This window comes from Bradyrhizobium sp. 62 (genome assembly GCF_023073035.1).
Lineage (GTDB): Bacteria > Pseudomonadota > Alphaproteobacteria > Rhizobiales > Xanthobacteraceae > Bradyrhizobium.
Map to the genome: position 1 here is coordinate 20116 of NZ_JADPIT010000029.1, position 17810 is coordinate 37925.

Below are 17810 nucleotides of genomic sequence, written 5' to 3' on the forward strand. Positions count from 1 at the left end.
CGATCTCGGAGTCAGGATGGCGCCGCAGCGCCGACCGTGTCGGCTGAGACCGCCTCGCGGGTGCCAAGCGGCTTGGGCGCCCCGGCGGTCGTGTCGCGCAGGGTCTGCCGTTCGATCTCCGAATTCAGTTCGGCCCCGAACATGATGACGATGGCTGACATCCACATCCACATCATCAAGCCGATCGCAGCGCCGAGCGAGCCGTAGGTCGCATTGTAGTTGGCGAATTCCGAGAGATACCAGGACAGCAGCGCCGAGCCGGCGATCCAGAGGATCGCGGCCGTTACCGCGCCAGGGCTCAGCCATTGCCAGCGCGGCGCATCGCGGCTGGGCGCGAAGCGGTAGAGAACGGCTAGCGCCGCAAGGAGAATGACGAACAGTACCGGCCATCGCGCCAGCGCCACGATCAGCTTGCTCTCGGGCGCCATGCCGAGGTGGTTGAGCGCAAGCGGGAAGGCGACGACGGTGCCCACCATCAGCAGCAGGGCAACGATGCCACCGACCGTGAAGGCCAGCGAAACCGTGTTCAGCCGGATGAAGCTGCGCTTTTCACGCTCCTCATAGGCGACGTTGAGGGCGTCGAAGATGGCTTTGACGCCGGCATTGGCGCTCCAGATCGCGAACACGAGTCCAAACAGGAAAGTGACACCAAGGGTGGCGCCGCCGTTCGACACGACGCGCGCCACCTGGTCCTCGACGATCTGGAACGCGCCCTCGGGCAGCATCATCGCGAGCGAATGCAGGTTGGAACTGATCGTCGAGGGATCGGCGAACAGGCCATAGAATGAAACCAGAGCTGTGATGGCGGGAAAGATCGCGAGCAGCCCGAAAAAGACGACGCCGCCGGCGGTCGCGAGCAGGCGATCCTCATCGATGCGCTGATAGGTGCGCCAGAGGATGTCCTTCCAGCCCGCCCACGGGATCGCGAACGGGCTTTTCGCACGGCGGCCGCGGCCGGGCTGCGAGGCTGCGCCCGTCGGGCTCGTTTCCGGCGAATTCGCCTCGCCGTTGCGGTGGTCTTGCGGAGGTCCCGGCCGGATCAGGCCAGAATCCTGGAAATACCGTTCCGCGGTGAGCACGAACACGGTCGTGGCTGCCACTAACAGCCAGCTGTCGAATTGCTCGGCGCGCCGCAGAGGCATTTTCAGGTATCCGCTCCGTGGCCGTGACGCCGCCGGCGAGCTGCCGTCAGCCCGACCAGCCCAACGGCCGCGAGCATCAGCCCGAGTTGCACGGGCCGGTTGGACCGAGCCGGCCACGTGCTGCCGCCATGTCCCCGGCCATGTCCTCGTTCGCCCGGCGCGAGCGGCGCCAGGGGAATTGTCGTCGCGACCTCTTTCACGGCCTGCTTCACCGTTCCGCGCGGGATGCGCGGGGTGGCGATCGCCACCCGTAGGCGGCTGGCAAGCGGCAAGATCGGCTTGGTCTTGCGCTTCATCTGAGCCATGGCCACGCCGGCGCAGGCGGCGGCGAGGACCAGGAGGACACCGCCGGCGGCGCCGAATCCCCAGAATTGCCCGTAATGGATCGCAACCCAGCGGTACAGGGCAATCAGGCCGACAAAGAAGGCTGCGACGACGAACAAGCCCGCAACGGCGAGCAGTCCGGCCGCAGTCGCGTAAGACGTCATGCGCCCCGTGGCTTGATTGCTCCGGTCACGGGCATAGGACTGGGCGGCGCGCTTGAGATGGTTGAGCTTGAGCGCGACGCCGGCGCGCAGCAATTCGCCCGATGGCGCAAGCATGCGGTGATCCTCCGAGTGCGAGAAAATTCGTCGGGGGATGAACGTGGCGGTATTTGACTTGTTCCGACGAGGTCTGCCCGTCGTGATCGATCAGCCGAGATCGGCTGCCGCGATCCAGAACACTTCGCCCTCGGAGTCCTCGGTGTCGAGCCAGAGCAGCGGTAGTTCAGGAAAGGCCTCGTCGACGAGTTCGCGGCCGCGGCCGATCTCGCAGATCAGCCCGCCATCCGGCGTCAAATGGCCGGGCGCGTCGCGCAGGATCCGGCGCACCACGTCGAGACCGTCGGCGCCGCCGTCAAAGGCGAGCTTCGGCTCGGCCCGGCACTCCGGCGGCAGCGCCGCCATGCCTTCGGCATCGACATAAGGCGGGTTGGTGATGATCAGGTCGTATTTGGCGTCACCGAGCGGGGTGAACAGGTCGCCGCGATGCAGGCTGATCCGGTCATCGAGCCCGTATTCGCCGACATTTCGTCTGGCGACGTCGATCGCGCCCTTGGAGATATCGACGGCGTCGATCGTGGCATTCGGAAAATGATGCGCCGCGAGGATCGCGAGGCATCCCGACCCAGTGCAGAGATCGAGTACGCGTTCGACCGCGCTGGGGTCGTCGATCAGCGAGCCGGCTTCGCCGTCGCCGCCGAAATGCGATTCCAGCAACTCGCCGATAAAGGAGCGGGGAACGATGACCCGCTCGTCGACATAGAACGGCAGGCCGCGCATGTAGATCTTGTTGACGAGATAGGCGGCCGGTTTGCGGGTGGTGACGCGCTGATGGATGAGATCGATGATGGTCCTGCCCTCGGCGTCCGTGACTCGCGCGTTGGCAAAAATCTCGAACTGCTCGGGATGCAGATGCAGGGCTTCACAGACCAGGAAGGCCGCTTCCGCGACCGGATCGGGTGTGCCATGGGCAAAGGCGAGCTTGGCCTCATTGAAGCGGCTCACCGCATAGCGGACGAAATCGATCAGCGTGAGAAGCTCGCCGCGCCCCACTTTCGCGAGCTTTGGCGCGGCGCGGCCGCGCACGGTCTTTTTGGATGTCGTTGCCATCAGGATCGGGTCCAGCGTGCGGCGGCTTCATCGTCGCGGGCCTGGGCCTCGACCCAGCCGGTGCCGGTGGCGCTCTCTTCCTTCTTCCAGAACGGCGCGTTGGTCTTCAGATAATCCATCAGGAACTCGGCTGCCTGGAACGCTGCCTGGCGGTGCTGCGAGGCGGTCAGCACCAGCACGATGTTCTGGCCAGGCATGAAACGGCCGACGCGATGGATCACCGTGACGCCGTTGAGCGGCCAGCGCGAGGTGGCCTCGTCGGCATGGCGCCTGATCTCTTCCTCGGCCATGCCCGGATAATGCTCGAGCGAGAGCGCGGCGATCTTGGCGCTGTCCTCGTCACCGCGGCAGATGCCGGAAAAGCTCACGACTGCACCGATGTCGGTGCGGTTCCCGGTCAGCACCGCGATCTCGCGCGCGATGTCGAAATCGTCTTGCTGGATGCGAATGGTGACGGGACAGGTGGTGACCGGCATGGTCTAGCCGCCGGTCATCGGCGGGAAGAACGCGATCTCGCGAGCGCCCGCGATCGCGGCGTCCGACTTGACGTGGGCATGGTCGATCGCGGTGCGGATCACCTTCGGCTTCTCGAACGCGTAGGCGTAGGCTTCGCCTTGGCTGGACAGCCAGGCGATCAGCTCTTCCACCGTGCACACGGTCGCGGGCGGCTCGATGGTCTCCTCGGCCTTGCCGACGCGCTCGCGCACCCAGGCGAAGTACTTCACTTTCATCCCTCATCCTCCTTGATGAGGTGATGGATGCCGGCGCCGAAATAGTCGTAGCCGGTGTACATGGTGAGGATCGCCGAGGCCCAGAGCAGCGCCAGCCCGGTCATGGAGACCATGGGCACCACCTCATCGCCGGCGGGACCGGCCAGCAGGAAGCCGATGGCGATGAGCTGAACCGTCGTCTTCCACTTCGCAAGCTTGGTCACGGGCACGCTGACGCGCAGCGCGGCAAGATATTCGCGCAGGCCCGAGACCAGGATCTCGCGGCACAGGATCACGATGGCGGCCCACAGCGACCAGCCGTGAATGATGCCGTCGGCGGCCAGCATCAGCAGGCACGAGGCGACCAGAAGCTTGTCGGCGATCGGATCGAGCATGCGGCCGAACGCCGATTGCTGATTCCAGATCCGCGCGTAATAGCCGTCGAGGTAATCAGTGACCGCAGCCGCGATGAAAATGGCGACGGCAACCCATCGCAGCCACAGCGGACCGTCCATGATCGACTGTGCGTAGATGCACCCGACCACGACCGGGATCGCGGCGATCCGGCCGTAGGTCAGGATGTTCGGGAGGGACATCGCGCGGCTGGTGGTCCCTCGTGTCGTGGCGATGTTCATCCGTCCTACCAATACCGCTGCAGCCTGAAGGTCAACCGTTCCGCTCCCAAATGGGGTGCGGGATGCAACGACCATATGACCGCGGCCCCCTTTTATTTCATCCCGGCTGAGGGTGGAAATACTCGAAAATCCTGCGGGCGCTCTCGGCGCTCACCCCCGGAACCTTGCCGAGATCGGTGATCGAGGCCCGTTCGATCTCCTTCAGGGTTCCGAAATGATGCAGCAAGGCACGTTTGCGTGACGGGCCGATGCCCGGAATCTCCTGCAAGCCGGCCTCGCGGATGTCCTTCTTGCGTAGCTTGCGGTGCGAGCCGATGACGAAGCGGTGCGCCTCGTCCCGCAGGCGCTGGATGAAATAGAGCACGGGGTCGCGCGGCTCCAGCTTGATCGCCTCGCGCTCCGGCATGAACAGGGTCTCGCGGCCGGCATCCCGGTCCGGCCCCTTGGCCACGGACATCAGCGCCACCTGGGTCAGGCCGAGATTTGCAAAGATCTCCCGGACCGCGTTGAGCTGGCCGCGGCCGCCGTCGATGATCACGAGATCGGGCCATTGCGGGAAGTCGTCGTCCTTGGTTTTGGCCGCGCCCTCTTCGGGCGGATTGATCAGGCGCTTGAAGCGGCGCTCCAGCACTTCGCGCATCATGGCGAAGTCGTCGCCCGGCGTGATCCCTTCCGACTTGATGTTGAACTTGCGGTACTGGTTTTTGACGAAGCCATCGGGGCCGGCGACGATCATGGCGCCGACCGCGTTGGTGCCCTGGATATGGCTGTTGTCGTAGACTTCGATCCGCTTCGGCGCATGCGGCAGGCTCAAGGTCGTGACCATGGCGTCCAGCAGGCGGCTCTGCGTCGCGGTGTCCGCGAGCTTGCGGCCCAGGGCCTCGCGCGCGTTGGTGAGCGCGTGGGTGACGAGCTCCTTCTTCTCGCCGCGCTTCGGCGTGGAAACCTCGACCTTGCGGCCGGCCTTTATCGACAGCGCGTTGGCGAGCAGCTCGCTCTCCTCGATCTCGTGCGAGAGCAGGATGTTCCTCGGCGGCGGCTTGTCGTCATAGAACTGGGCCAGGAAGGAGCCGAGCACCTCTTCCGGCGTATACGTCTTCTCCGCGCGCGGGAAATAGGCGCGGTTGCCCCAGTTCTGCCCGGTGCGGAAGAAGAACACCTCGACACATGAGAAGCCGCCCTCCTGGTGGATAGCGAACACGTCGGCTTCTTCCACCGTGCGCGGATTGATGCCCTGCTGCGACTGGATCGCGGACAACGCAGCGAGGCGGTCGCGGTAGAGCGCGGCGCTCTCGAATTCGAGCTCACCGGAGGCCTTCTCCATCTCGGCGGCAAGCTCCTGTTTCACCGCATGGCTCCTGCCGGACAGGAAGTCGCTCGCCTCGCGCACCAGGGTCGTGTAGCCGGGGAAGTCGATCTCGCGGGTGCAGGGGCCGGCGCAACGGCGGATCTGGTAGAGCAGGCAGGGCCGCGAGCGGCTCTCGAAGAAGGAATCCGTGCAGGAGCGGATCAGGAATGCGCGCTGCAACGCGGTGATGGTGCGGTTGACGGCGCCGGCCGAGGCGAACGGGCCGAAATAGCGACCGGGCCGCGTCTGCGCGCCGCGATGCTTCAGGATCTGCGGCGCCCAATGGTCGCCCGTGATCAGGATATAGGGAAACGACTTGTCGTCGCGCAGCTGCACGTTGAAGCGCGGCCGAAGCTGCTTGATGAGGTTGGCCTCCAGCAGCAGCGCTTCGGTCTCGGTGTGGGTCGAGATGATTTCCACGGTCACGGTGGCGGCGATCATGCGCAGGATGCGCGCCGGCTGCGGCGCACTCTGGCGCGCATAGTTCGACAGGCGCTTTTTGACGTTCTTGGCCTTGCCGACATAGAGCACGTCGGCATTCCCATTGAGCATGCGGTAGACGCCGGGCGAGGTGGGGGCGAGGCGGACCGCGCGTTCGATCGCCTCGTGGCCGGTCGCCAGCGGCTCTTCGCCGACCGTGCCGCTCTCTTCCAGGATGTCCGGCAGCCGTGCGTCGTCCTCGTCGTCCCCGTTTGCTGTGGCGGGATCGAGGTCGGGCGGCGCCGCTTCCGTTTCCTGGGGCGGGACGTCGGGCGCGTTGCCGCGCACGGGTTTGCGCGCGCGTGCGTCGTCGGGATTGTCGGTGGAATCGTGAACCATGGTGCGAATTTAGGCGTTGCGGGTGCCGATTTGAAGTTCCGGCCGTGCGGCACGCACAGGATGGCGCAGTTCCCGGTAAGGCTTGCTTAAGCCTGTTAACAGCGCGGTAACCCGGCTTAACAGGCCTTTAACTTAAAACTCTCGATAAATGTTACGCGAAATAGTGGTGGTTCCGTAACCATGCGGTTTTGCCTTGCGCGGCGGCGCAGGCATCGCGCCGGGTGACGGCAGTTGCGTTGGAGTATGTGATGAAGAGGCTCGTTGTGGGCGCAGCCGCGTTGGCTGCAGTCGGCTGGACGGCTTCGGCAGAGGCCGCCGATCTCAATTACGGGCAGCGTGCGCCCTACACGGTCAATCAGCCGCTCAACGCCTATAGCTGGGCCGGTCCGTATCTCGGTGCCAATCTCGGCTACGAATGGGGCTCGGTGAACAACAATCCCGCAAAACCGTCGGGCTTCGTCGGCGGCGTTCAGGCCGGCTACAATTTCCAGAACGGCCCGTGGGTGTTCGGCGTCGAGGGCGACATCCAGGCCGCTGGTGCCGACGACACCTTCGCGCCGTGGAAGTTCTCCAATCCGTGGTTCGGCACCCTGCGCGGCCGCGCGGGCTATGCCTTCAGCAACGTGCTTTTCTACGGCACGGCGGGCCTCGCCTTCGGCGAGCTGCGCGCGCAGACGTTCGGCTGGACGGAGTCGCATACCAGCGCCGGCTGGACCATCGGTGCCGGCGCGGAAGTCGGGTTCGCGCCGAACTGGAGCGCCAAGCTCGAATATCTCTACATCGATCTGTCGACGAGTCAGTTCGCGATTACAGGCGTGTCAAACGGCTATAGCGCCAGCGTTGTGCGCGCAGGCGTGAACTATCACTTCTGATACCCAAAGAAGAAAATACCGGACTACAGCCTCCCGGCCGCTCGCGGCCGGGATTTTTTTTGCGCCGGTGTTTCGCGTCGGACTCGCTAGGGAAGGATGACCAAATCGACCGCCTTCGGCCCCTTGCCCTTCTTGTCCGGTTCGACTTCGAAAGTAATACGCTGTCCTTCGGCAAGGTCCTTCAGTCCGGCCCGCTCCACAGCAGTAATATGCACGAAGACGTCGCGGCCCCCGTCGTCCGGTTTGATGAATCCGTAGCCGCGCTCACCGTTGAAAAACTTGACCGTTCCCGTCATGGCCATCGGGAAACTCCCCCTCATTGCTCCTCCGTCGTGACGCAGACGCACGTCACGACATGACCGGGTCTTACGAAGCCCGGGAGCTGGCCATCCTTGGGCAGACCATTCGGTCCGACTGGATCTTTCTTAGGCCTTCACTCCGCCGCAACCATTCGCGGAAGCGGAACGTAAAGCCAGTCACCGCAACAGCATAATACGGTTCTCTGCAGATTGACCACCGCTCCTGCATATTTTTCCCAAGATGCCGGAGTGTTACGGCCTTGGCACCTCTAATCGGAATCTGGCAGCGCCCCCCTGGCCGAGCGGCATTTCCAACTCGGGCAGGATCGTCTTGAGCTCGCCGTGCAGTGTGTAAGGGGGATTGACGATCAAGAGCCCGCTGGAGGTGAGGGCTGCGCCGTCGGCTTGTGGCGCCACGCTGAATTCGAGGCGCAGGCATTTTCCCGGCGGTTTTGCTGCGGCTGCGAGCCGCGCCACTGATTGCACCAGCGCGTCGGTGGCGCGCCGGCTCTTGGCGGGATACCAGATTACATAGATACCGGTCGGCCATTTCGCGAAAGCCGTCGAGAAGGCCTCTTCGAGCTTTTCGAACTCGTCCTTCGCCTCGAACGGGGGATCGATCAGCACGAGCCCACGCCGTTCCTTCGGTGGCACGAAAGCCGGCAGCGCCATCCAGCCGTCGAGGTCGACCACGCGGGCCTGTTCGTCGTGGCGCAGCACGCCGATCAGCGCCTTGCGCGCCTTCGGCTCGAGCTCGCAGAGCAAGAGGCGGTCCTGCGGCCTCAGCAGGCCGCGTGCGATCAGCGGCGAGCCCGGGTAAGCCTTGAGCTCGCCCTTCGGATTGAAGGCGCGGACGATGTCCAGATAGGGCTTGGTCAGCGCCATGGCGTCGTTCGACAGCCGCGCCTGCATCAGCCGCGCAATGCCCGTCAGCCACTCGCCGCCGCGACGCGCCTCGTCGCTTTCGAGATCGTAGAGGCCAGCGCCGGCATGGGTGTCGATGACACGGAACGCGCCCGGCTTATCCTGGAGATAGGTGATGATGCGCGCCAGCACGATGTGCTTGATGACATCGGCGAAGCTGCCGGCATGGAAGGCGTGGCGGTAATTCATGCAAGAGCACTACGCCACGTGACGGCTTGAGCAAAGAGGCACGATGCCTGGGCTAGCCACCCCGGATCGGCGGCATCGCCACCTGGTCGCGACGGCAGGCGCGGCGGTCGATCTCCTCGCAGGCGCGGAATTGCAGGTCCTTGCTGAGGCAGATGCGGACTTCCGATAGCCGCGTCCGGTTGCAGGTGATCGAGACGGCGGCATTGCTGAGGCCCGGGTTGGCCTTGATGAAGGCTTCCTCCACCTCTGCCGGCGCCACCGTCTTGGCCTGCGACAAATCGAGATATTCGGCCGGAATCTTGATTGCGGCGCGCGCCTTCCGGATCGTCTCGAAATAGCTGCGGTCGGCGAGCCCCGAGCAGGTGCCGTGCTTGTCCCATTCGTTGAAGATCAGCCCCGGCGCCGGCATCAGATCGAGCATGGAGGAGACGATGCTGCGGTTGAGCCGCGGCGACGGCCGCTGACAATATTCCGGAAAACCATTCTCATATTGCGGCCACAAACCGTGCACCACGAAAGCGTAGGGCCGTCCGCTGCACTGGATCTGCGAGCGGCCGCCGCGCTCCGCCGCCTCTTCGCAGAAGGAGGGCGACCACGACAGCGACAGCACATAAAAGTCGAACTCACCGGGCGTGTTCTGCCGCTTGTCCTGGGCCTTTGCGCCGCCGGCCAGTGCAGCCAGCCCGGCCGCAAGCGTCAGCGAGATCATCAGGCGCGAGAACGAATGCAATCTGGAATGAAACATGGCGACGCCCCTCAACTAGACTGTGCAGACGAGCCTAGCAGGCGATAGGAACATTTCAAGAACAAATTTCGGGCGACCATCGTTGGGCCGCCTGATCGGTCCGGATCAGCGCAATTATTGCTTGGCGGCGCGGCAGGCCGGGTTGTAGGCCCAGTTGCGGTCGAGCCCGACCACGCACCATTCCACGCCCTGGCCGTAGCCGGCGAAGCCGCCGTCCTCGACGATCGAGAAGTGCACCTTGCGCATCTTGCCGTCCGTGAGCATGGCCTCGCCGGTGCAATAGCGGCGGGGGATGTTATCCGATGCCCAGGGCCGGAACGCGGTCTCGTGAACCGCGGCGAAGCCGGTGATCTTCAACGAGGAATTCCAGAACGAGCTTTCTTTCTCCCAGAACTGGCTGGCGATCGTCGGCAGCGCCCGGTCGCATTCGGAGACGTTGCCGTCATAACGCGGCCCGCTCAGCCAGAAATTCAGCTCCAGCGGATTGGCGGCCCTGGCCTCACCGAGCGACAACGCCCCGAACAGGAGGCCGAGCACGGCGGCAAAGCGGAGCGATTTCAGGAAGGTCGAGGCGCGCATGGATGATCCAGACAGCATGATCTGCAAGGGTCGGACGGTGCCGTGAAGGCCGGAGGAGGTCAAGTGCAGCGCGGCAACACTTGCCGACGAGTTGACCGCAATGCTGCGTTGGACCGACCATCCGTTCTTTCCACCGCCGCGCCGACACCGTAAACTGCCGCCAACCAATCGGAGTGACGGGAATGCGAATCATTGCGGCCGCGGGCCTACTTGCCTTGGGTATGATGGCGAGCCAGTCGGCGCGCGCCGATCTGCTTCCGGTGCCTCCGTTCAAGGGCAACGACACCGGCGGCATCATCGCCTATTCGATGGCAACCCAGGTCGATGCGCGGCAGGTCGCGGTCGATCACTGCGCCCGCTACGGCAAGGTCGCCAAATTCCTGGCGATGCAGGCCTATGAGGGCGGCTACATCTCGTTCTCCTGCCGCTGGGTGCCCTATGGCGCGGCCGACCAGCCGATCCGCACGCTCTACTGAGGCGCTTTCGCAACGCCGCCATCGCAGCCGGGAGCTTCCGACATGACGCGCAAACTCGCTTTGCTCGGCTCCGCCCTTTGCCTCGTCTTCTCGGCAGCCAGCGCCCGCGCTGACGACCTGCCGGTGCGCAAGGCGGGCCTGTGGGAATTGAAGATGGTCAGGACCGGCACGCCGGTGCCCGAGATGACCATGCAGCACTGCACCGACGAGACCGTCGACAAGGAGATGAACAACAACATCTCCCCGATGGCCAAGCAGATCTGCGCCAAGCAGGACATCAAGAAGACCGCAACCGGCTATGTCAGCGATTCCGAATGCAATGTCGCCGGCATCAGCACGACCTCGCATGCTGAGATCACTGGCGATTTCAATTCGGCCTATACGGTGAAGACATCGTCGCACGCGCAAGGCGGCGCCGCCGGCGCGGCAGGCCGCGACACGACCATGCAGCTCGAAGCGAAATGGCTGGGCGCCTGCAAGCCGGACCAGAAGCCCGGCGACATCGTGATGCCCGGCGGCTTCAAGATGAACGTGCGTGACATGGACAAGCTGAAAGCGCTGTTGCCGAAGTAGGTGAGATCGCCGCGCAACCACGTGCGCTCCCTCGCCCCGTTCTTACGGGGGAGTGAAGTCCCGCGCCTACACCGGTATCCGCACGCTCGCTCTTAATCCGCCCATCGGGCTGTCGCCAAGGGTGATGTCGCCGCCATGCGAACGGGCGATGTCGCGGGCGATCGCGAGGCCGAGGCCCGTGCCGCCTTCGTCCTGGTTGCGGGCGTTGTCCAGCCGCAGGAACGGCTTGAACACCTCTTCGCGCAGGTGTGCGGGAATGCCCGGCCCGTCGTCGTCGACCGTCACGGTCAAATAACGGTGATCGCGCTGGCCGGTGATGGCGATGCTCTTGCCGTAGCGGGCGGCGTTGGTGACGAGGTTGGCAAGGCAGCGCTTGAACGAGGCCGGCTTCACCGTGACCACGGGCAGCCCGTTGAATGCGACTGTCGCCGTGTGGCCGTGGCGTTCGGCGTCGCTGCGCAGCTCCTCGAGCGCCTGGGCCATGTCGGTCGGCTGCGACTGCTCGCCGGAATCGCCGCGAGCAAACGCGAGGTAGTCCTCGAGCATCATCGACATCTCGTCGACGTCCTTGCGCATGCCCTCCATTTCGGGGCTGTCGCCGATCAGCGCCAGCTCGAGCTTGAACCGCGTCAGGATCGTGCGCAGATCGTGGCTGACGCCGGCGAGCATCGCGGTGCGCTGCTCCATCGTCCGCTCGATGCGCGACTTCATTTCGAGGAAGGCGACCGACGCGCGCCGCACCTCGCGCGCGCCGCGCGGGCGGAAATTCGGCGCCTCGCGGCCCTTGCCGAAACTTTCGGCGGCGTCGGCAAGTCGCAGGATCGGCTTGATCTGGTTGCGCAGGAATAGCACCGCGACGATCAGCAGGATCGAGGACGTTCCGACCATCCAGAACAGGAAGATCTCCGAGTTCGAGGCATAGGCGGCGCTGCGCTGCGCGAACACGCGCATCACGGCGTCGTCGAGCTGGATCCGGATCTCGACCAGATTGGAGCGGCCGACCGTGTCGATCCAGAAGGAGCGCCCGATCTGGCGGCCGAGCTGCACCGACAGTGTCTGGTCGAGCAGCGAGAAGAATGGCTTCGGTCCCGGTGGCGGCATGTCGCCGGCCGGGAGGAAATCGACGACGAGGCCCAGGCGCTGCTGCGCGATGCGGCGGATCTGGTCGCGATCCTTGTCTTGCGGATAGCCCTTGTAGACGTCGATCAGCGCGGCGATGTCCTGCACCACCGCGGCCGACAGGCGCCGTGTCACCGTGTTCCAGTGCCGCTCCATGAACACGAAGGCGACGACCGATTGCAGGATCACCATCGGCACGATCATGATCAGCAGCGCACGCGCGTAGAGGCCGGTCGGCATCCAGCCCTTGAAGGCGTTGCCCATCCAGCCATTGGCGGCGGAGACGCGGCCGGCGGCGCTCTTCAAAAGCGTCAGGCCGCTATCGATCGTGCTCATCGGTGGCGCTTCACTCTTTATGGCGAGGCTACCAGCCGGTAGCCGATGCCGCGCACGGCCTGGAGGAACAGCGGATTGGCGGGATCGGTTTCGATCTTGCGCCGCAGGCGGTTGATCTGCACGTCGACGGCGCGCTCGTTGACGCTGCCATTGCCGGTCAGCGCGCTGCGCGGCACGGTCTCGCCCGGTGTCTCCGACAGGATCCGCAGCATCTCGCGCTCGCGGTCGGTCAGGTGAATGACGTCTTCGCCTTGGCGCAGTTCGCCGCGGTCGAGGTGATAGATGTACGGGCCAAACGCGATCTTCTCCACTGCAGCGGCCTGCGGCGGCGGCGCAGCGCGCTTGAGGATGTTGTTGATGCGTAGCGCAAGCTCGCGCGGCTCGAACGGCTTTGCGACGTAATCGTCGGCGCCGATCTGCAGGCCCTCGATGCGCGCTTCGGCTTCATGCCGCGCCGTCAGCATCACGATCGGCACCGAGGACGAAGTCCGGATGAAACGGGCGAGATCGAAGCCGGTCTCGCCGGGCATCATGACATCCAGGATCAAGAGGTCGAAGTGCAGGCCCAAAAGCTTGGAACGGGCGTCGCTGGCGCTGGCCGCGGTCGAGACGCGATAGCCTTCGCCGGCAAGGAAGCGCGAGAGCAGGTCGCGGATGCGGCGGTCGTCGTCAACCAGCAGGAGATGCGGAGCATCGTCGGCGGGGCGTGCCGGCGGGCGTGCGAGCGTGGCAGCGAGCGGCACGGTCACTCCTTGTCCTGATTGACGGTGGCGAAGATCGTTTCGAGCACCTTGTCGGGATCGTCGCGGTCGATCATCGCGCGCAGGAAGCGCTTGACGGTTTCGGCATCCTGCGGCGCCATCTCGGCGAGCGCCTTGGTGATGCGCGTGGTCTGGAGACCGGCGAGCTTCTGCACCAGCGCCTCGCCCTTCGGTGTAGCAAACAGCAGGCGTTGGCGGCGATCATTGTCGCCGGTCTTCTGGACGATATAGCCCTCGTCCAGGAGCTGCTTGAGCACCCGGCCGAGCGATTGCTTGGTGATGCGCAGGACGTCGAGGAGGTCGGCGACCTTGAGGCCGGGATAACGATAAACAAAGTGCATGACGCGGTGATGGGCCCGGCCGAAGCCGAACGCCTCCAGCTCCTGGTCGGGATCGCCGACGAAATCGCGATAGGCGAAGAACAGCAGTTCGATGATATCCCAGCGCAAATTGCCTCCGTCGTCTGCGGCCGGCCGCGGCCCGGCAGCGTCTTGAGAAGGAGTCGCGAAATTTATGTCAGGCATATTGACGTATCTTGGTCTCAATGTTACAAAACGATCGGCCCGTACGAAATTTTAGATCGTTTCGCGTCGGGTGGGCATCGAAGCAATGCGGCCCCAGTGGGCCAGACAGGCGGCGACGGCCGGAGCAGATCAACCGTGCGATTGTCGAACGGCATTTCGGCAAAACATACTGGACTTCCGTCTTCCGCAAAAGCATGTCCTCGGTGACATGCTGGCCACGGAAACCGGCCGTAACAAGGCTGGCGGCGGTCCGGCCAGAAACCAATTGAGCCAGCCGGGCCCAAATCGGGGCAGGTGGGTGCCACAACGGCGCCGCTACCGGCAGCGGGAGGCAAGGACATGAGCATGAAATTCGACATCCAGCCCGCATCCAATCCGACCCCCGAGAAGGATCGGGTCGCCAAGCTGGTGGACCCCGGCTTCGGGCGGGTCTTCACCGATCACATGGCGGTGGTCCGCTACAACCAGGCCAAGGGCGGCTGGTACGAGGCGCGTGTCGAGGCCCGCGCCAATTTCCAGCTCGATCCGGCCGGCGCCGTCCTGCACTACGCCCAGGAAATTTTTGAAGGCCTGAAGGCCTACAAGCGCGACGACGGCGGCGTGAACCTGTTCCGCCCCGACGCCAATGCGCGGCGCTTCAAGGACTCGGCGGACCGCATGGCGATGGCGCAGCTCCCCGAAGACGTCTTCATCGAGGCCGTCGAGCAAATCGTGCGCATCGACCGCGCATGGATGCCGGGCGGCGAGGGCAGCCTTTACCTGCGCCCGTTCATGATCGCGAGCGAGACCTTCCTCGGCGTCAAGCCGTCGTCCGAATACATCTTCGCGGTGATCGCCTCGCCGGTCGGCTCCTACTTCAAGGGCGGCCCCGCGCCAGTCTCGATCTGGGTGTCCGAGAACTACACGCGCGCTGCCGTCGGCGGCACCGGCGCCGTCAAATGCGGCGGCAACTATGCCGCAAGCCTGCGCGCCCAGGCCGAAGCGATCCAGCACGGCTGCGACCAAGTCGTGTTTCTCGATGCGATCGAGCGCCGCTACATCGAAGAGCTCGGCGGCATGAACGTGTTCTTCGTGTTCGACGACGGCTCGCTCTCGACGCCGCCGCTCGGCACGATCCTGCCCGGCATCACCCGCGATTCCATCATTGCGCTGGCCAAAGACGCCGGCAAAACCGTGCGCGAGGAGCCGTATTCGCTCGACCAGTGGCGCAAGGATGCGGCAAGCGGCAAGCTGAAGGAGGCGTTTGCCTGCGGCACGGCCGCCGTGATCTCGCCGATCGGCACGGTGCGCTCAGTGAGCGGCGATTTCGAGATCAGCGGCGGCGCCGCCGGCCCCGTCGCCATGGGCCTGCGCAAGCAGCTCGTCGACATCCAGTACGGCCGCACCAACGATCCGCATAACTGGATCCGCAATCTGTCTTGATTTTTGCCCTCTCTCTCTCCGCTCGCGCGGAGAGAGAGGCGCAATGAACGCGACACGATGATCGTGCGACAAAGTCCGAGACCTCGAATACCTGGACATCGAGTTTTCCGGACATTGCGATCATGACATCCACTCTTCCCCAGTCCCTGAAATGGGTCGTTCTCGCCGCAATCACCGGCGTCACCGTCTTTGGCATCCTGACCATCGGCCCCAAGCTGGACGTCTCCGCTGAGGGCCGTTCGCCCGTCGTCGACGTGCGCAACACCGATCCGGAGATGAACACCGCGATCGCGCGCGCCCGCGCCACGCTGCCGACCTTCTGGGCCTCCTACGAGGCGCCGAAACCGTCGGAAACGGGGCACGCCCTGAAGGTGCACTTTTCGACCCGCAAAGGCGGTGAGCACATCTGGATGGCCGAGGTGAAGAAGCTACCCAATGGGGGCTATTCCGGCCTCTTCGCCAACGAGCCACGCGATCTGGCGGGCAAGCGGGCAGGCGACAAGGTCGAATTCATTGAAGCCGACATCTCGGACTGGATGTTCATGCGCAACGGCAAAATCGTCGGCGGCGAAACCATCAAGCCAACGCTGAAGTCGCTGCCGAAAGCGGATGCCGATGCGCTGCGGGCACGGATGGAGCAGCCGTAAGGGCCTACCCGGCAGTTGCCGCTTCGCGCGTCGGCTGGTAAATGCCGCGCATGGCCGAAAAATCCAAAAAACCCCAGAAACTGAAGGCGCGCCTGCCGCGCGGGCTCGAGGATCGCGATCCCGCCGCGATCCGGGCGACGCGCGAGATGGTGGAAAAGATCCGCACCGTCTACGAGCTCTACGGGTTCGAGCCTGTGGAAACGCCGGCGATGGAATACACCGATGCGCTCGGCAAGTTCCTGCCCGACCAGGATCGTCCGAACGAGGGCGTGTTCTCGTTCCAGGACGACGACGAGCAGTGGATCTCGCTGCGCTACGATTTGACCGCGCCGCTCGCCCGCTACGTCGGCGAGCGATACGGCACCGACGCTCTCGTGTTGCCCTACCGCAGCTACCGGGTCGGCTACGTCTTCCGCAATGAAAAGCCGGGTCCCGGTCGCTTCCGCCAGTTCATGCAGTTCGATGCGGACACGGTGGGCTCGGCAACGCCGGCGGCCGATGCCGAGATCTGCATGATGGCGGCCGACACGATGGAGGCGCTGGGCATTGCGCGCGGCTCGTATGTCGTGAAGGTGAACAACCGCAAGGTGCTCGACGGCGTTCTGGAAGCCATCGGGCTCGGCGGCGAAGAGAACGCAGCGCGCAGGCTCACCGTGCTGCGCGCAATCGACAAGCTCGATAAGTTTCCCGCCGAGGAAGTTCGCAAGCTCCTCGGTCCCGGCAGATGGGATGGAGGCGAAGAAGGCAAGGGCGACTTCACGAAGGGCGCCAATCTAAGCGCGTCGGAAGCTGACGTCGTTCTCGCCATCACCAAACCGCGCGACGATTGGAAAGAGGCCATTGCCGCGGCGGAAACCTATCTCGCCAAGAGCGAAGTCGGTCAGGCCGGCGTAAGCGAGCTGGAAGAGATCGCGAAACTGGTGACGGCGTCGGGTTACGGTGCGGATCGCATCAAGATCGACCCCTCTGTCGTGCGCGGCCTCGAATATTACACCGGCCCCGTCTACGAGGTCGAACTGCTGCTCGAGACCAGGGACGACAAGGGCCGACCGGTGCGATTCGGCTCGGTCGGCGGCGGCGGACGCTACGATGGCCTGGTCTCGCGCTTCCGCGGCGAGCCCGTGCCGGCGACCGGTTTCTCGATCGGCGTGTCGCGGCTTCAGGCCGCGCTGACGCTGCTCGGCAAGCTCGACACGAAGCCCGGGTTCGGCCCCGTCGTCGTCACCGTGTTCGACCGCGACCGCGTCGCCGACTATCAGAAGATGGTCGCATCGTTGCGAACCGCCGGCATCCGCGCCGAGCTCTATCTCGGCAATCCCAAGAACATGGGCAACCAGCTCAAATATGCCGATCGCCGCAATGCGCCCTGCGTCATCATCCAGGGCTCGGATGAAAGAGCGCGTGGCGAGGTGCAGATCAAGGATCTGATCGAGGGCGCGAAGGCGGCAGCCGCGATCGCTTCCAACCAGGAATGGCGTGAGAGCCGCCCGGCGCAGTTCTCGTGCAGCGAGGCCGATCTTGTCGCCAAAGTTCGCGAGGTGCTAGCGCGCCATGACGTGAGCTGGGGCTAGCTATTCGCTGACGCCGCCATGCCCGGGCTTGTCCCGGGCATCCGCCTCCTGTTTGATGGCGCCCGTCAATGGCCGGTGTTCGGCCCAAGGGAGAGAAAAATGCCTGAGATCACTGTCAGCATGGCCGAAGGCCGCACCGACGAGCAGAAGGCCGGCATGATGCGCGACATCACCCAGGCGCTGGTGAAGAATCTCGGCGTCGATGCCGACGCCGTCGTCATCCAGATCAATGAAGCCCCGCTCCGCCACAAGATGAAGGGCGGCAAGACGTTCGTGGAGCGCGCGGCGGCTGCGAAGAAGTAGCCCGCGCTCTAGCTGCAAACGCAACTGTCGTCCTGGCGAAAGCCAGGACCCATTAACCCAAGCGGCAGTTGTCACGGCGGGTCGTGGTTTAGGCCGCTCATGACAATGTTCAGTCGGGTAATGGGTCCTGGATCGGCGCTTCGCTTCGCTGCGCTTGTCCAGGA

Annotated in this window: 21 protein-coding genes; 7 read left to right on the forward strand and 14 right to left on the reverse strand. The window is 64.6% G+C overall.

Annotated features, from left to right (window positions below):
- Positions 1-11 precede the first annotated feature (11 nt).
- The 7 genes from IVB47_RS26785 to uvrC all read right to left on the reverse strand — a co-directional run bounded on the left by IVB47_RS26785 (position 12) and on the right by uvrC (position 6306).
- Entirely contained in the window at positions 12-1142 is a 1131-nt protein-coding gene (locus IVB47_RS26785) for a YihY/virulence factor BrkB family protein (RefSeq protein WP_247465779.1), read from the reverse strand.
- Between the two features lie 2 nt (positions 1143-1144).
- Positions 1145-1744 (reverse strand): phage holin family protein, encoded by a 600-nt coding sequence (locus IVB47_RS26790; RefSeq protein ID WP_247465781.1) that lies wholly within the window; start codon positions 1742-1744, stop codon positions 1145-1147.
- Between the two features lie 90 nt (positions 1745-1834).
- Entirely contained in the window at positions 1835-2794 is a 960-nt protein-coding gene (prmB, locus tag IVB47_RS26795) for a 50S ribosomal protein L3 N(5)-glutamine methyltransferase (RefSeq protein WP_027565393.1), read from the reverse strand.
- Positions 2794-3270, reverse strand: a complete 477-nt coding sequence (locus IVB47_RS26800; protein ID WP_007614883.1) for a molybdenum cofactor biosynthesis protein MoaE — start codon at positions 3268-3270, stop codon at positions 2794-2796. The genes prmB and IVB47_RS26800 overlap by 1 nt, the downstream gene beginning before the upstream one ends.
- Positions 3271-3273: 3 nt before the next feature.
- On the reverse strand, positions 3274-3525 hold the full coding sequence (moaD, locus tag IVB47_RS26805) for a molybdopterin converting factor subunit 1 (protein ID WP_247465783.1): 252 nt from the start codon (positions 3523-3525) through the stop codon (positions 3274-3276).
- Positions 3522-4139: a CDP-diacylglycerol--glycerol-3-phosphate 3-phosphatidyltransferase gene (pgsA, locus tag IVB47_RS26810; RefSeq protein WP_027565390.1), complete on the reverse strand. Its 618-nt coding sequence runs from the start codon at positions 4137-4139 to the stop codon at positions 3522-3524. Before pgsA ends, moaD begins: the two co-directional genes overlap by 4 nt.
- A gap of 97 nt (positions 4140-4236) precedes the next feature.
- Entirely contained in the window at positions 4237-6306 is a 2070-nt protein-coding gene (uvrC, locus tag IVB47_RS26815) for an excinuclease ABC subunit UvrC (RefSeq protein ID WP_247465785.1), read from the reverse strand.
- A 248-nt stretch (positions 6307-6554) separates the two neighbouring features.
- On the opposite strand from uvrC, the gene IVB47_RS26820 reads away from it, so the two are divergent.
- Positions 6555-7178 (forward strand): outer membrane protein, encoded by a 624-nt coding sequence (locus tag IVB47_RS26820; protein WP_247465788.1) that lies wholly within the window; start codon positions 6555-6557, stop codon positions 7176-7178.
- An 86-nt stretch (positions 7179-7264) separates the two neighbouring features.
- Here IVB47_RS26820 and IVB47_RS26825 read toward each other — a convergent pair whose 3' ends face one another.
- The 4 genes from IVB47_RS26825 to IVB47_RS26840 form a co-directional block, all read right to left on the reverse strand.
- Positions 7265-7480 carry a cold-shock protein gene (locus IVB47_RS26825; protein ID WP_007614865.1) on the reverse strand — a complete coding sequence of 72 codons (216 nt, stop codon included), beginning with the start codon at positions 7478-7480 and terminating at the stop codon, positions 7265-7267.
- Positions 7481-7729: 249 nt separating this feature from the next.
- Entirely contained in the window at positions 7730-8590 is an 861-nt protein-coding gene (rlmJ, locus tag IVB47_RS26830) for a 23S rRNA (adenine(2030)-N(6))-methyltransferase RlmJ (protein ID WP_247403900.1), read from the reverse strand.
- A 52-nt stretch (positions 8591-8642) separates the two neighbouring features.
- Entirely contained in the window at positions 8643-9335 is a 693-nt protein-coding gene (locus IVB47_RS26835; RefSeq protein ID WP_247284454.1) for a ribonuclease T2, read from the reverse strand.
- A gap of 114 nt (positions 9336-9449) precedes the next feature.
- Entirely contained in the window at positions 9450-9914 is a 465-nt protein-coding gene (locus IVB47_RS26840; RefSeq protein ID WP_027565385.1) for a hypothetical protein, read from the reverse strand.
- A 182-nt stretch (positions 9915-10096) separates the two neighbouring features.
- On the opposite strand from IVB47_RS26840, the gene IVB47_RS26845 reads away from it, so the two are divergent.
- A complete protein-coding gene (locus IVB47_RS26845; protein WP_007596852.1) occupies positions 10097-10390 on the forward strand; it encodes a hypothetical protein in 294 nt (97 codons plus the stop codon).
- Positions 10391-10432: 42 nt separating this feature from the next.
- Positions 10433-10963, forward strand: coding sequence for a DUF3617 family protein (locus IVB47_RS26850; protein ID WP_247357966.1), 531 nt, complete (start codon positions 10433-10435; stop codon positions 10961-10963).
- Positions 10964-11029: 66 nt separating this feature from the next.
- Here IVB47_RS26850 and IVB47_RS26855 read toward each other — a convergent pair whose 3' ends face one another.
- Genes IVB47_RS26855 through IVB47_RS26865 form a run of 3 tightly spaced genes read right to left on the reverse strand, consistent with a single transcriptional unit; the run spans position 11030 to position 13703 of the window.
- Positions 11030-12418: an ATP-binding protein gene (locus tag IVB47_RS26855; protein WP_027520375.1), complete on the reverse strand. Its 1389-nt coding sequence runs from the start codon at positions 12416-12418 to the stop codon at positions 11030-11032.
- Between the two features lie 17 nt (positions 12419-12435).
- The gene (locus tag IVB47_RS26860; protein WP_018453502.1) at positions 12436-13167 is read right to left on the reverse strand and encodes a response regulator transcription factor; all 732 of its coding nucleotides are present in this window, start codon (positions 13165-13167) and stop codon (positions 12436-12438) included.
- On the reverse strand, positions 13164-13703 hold the full coding sequence (locus IVB47_RS26865) for a MarR family transcriptional regulator (protein ID WP_007596846.1): 540 nt from the start codon (positions 13701-13703) through the stop codon (positions 13164-13166). Before IVB47_RS26865 ends, IVB47_RS26860 begins: the two co-directional genes overlap by 4 nt.
- Positions 13704-14042: 339 nt before the next feature.
- On the opposite strand from IVB47_RS26865, the gene IVB47_RS26870 reads away from it, so the two are divergent.
- From IVB47_RS26870 to IVB47_RS26885, 4 genes are all read left to right on the forward strand, one after another.
- A complete protein-coding gene (locus IVB47_RS26870; protein ID WP_027565383.1) occupies positions 14043-15125 on the forward strand; it encodes a branched-chain amino acid aminotransferase in 1083 nt (360 codons plus the stop codon).
- Positions 15126-15247: 122 nt separating this feature from the next.
- The gene (locus tag IVB47_RS26875) at positions 15248-15772 is read left to right on the forward strand and encodes a DUF2314 domain-containing protein (protein WP_247465790.1); all 525 of its coding nucleotides are present in this window, start codon (positions 15248-15250) and stop codon (positions 15770-15772) included.
- A 50-nt stretch (positions 15773-15822) separates the two neighbouring features.
- Complete coding sequence (gene hisS / locus IVB47_RS26880; RefSeq protein ID WP_247465792.1) at positions 15823-17343, forward strand: histidine--tRNA ligase; 1521 nt, start codon at positions 15823-15825, stop codon at positions 17341-17343.
- 18 nt (positions 17344-17361) lie between these two features.
- Entirely contained in the window at positions 17362-17646 is a 285-nt protein-coding gene (locus tag IVB47_RS26885; RefSeq protein WP_256378942.1) for a tautomerase family protein, read from the forward strand.
- Positions 17647-17810 lie beyond the last annotated feature (164 nt).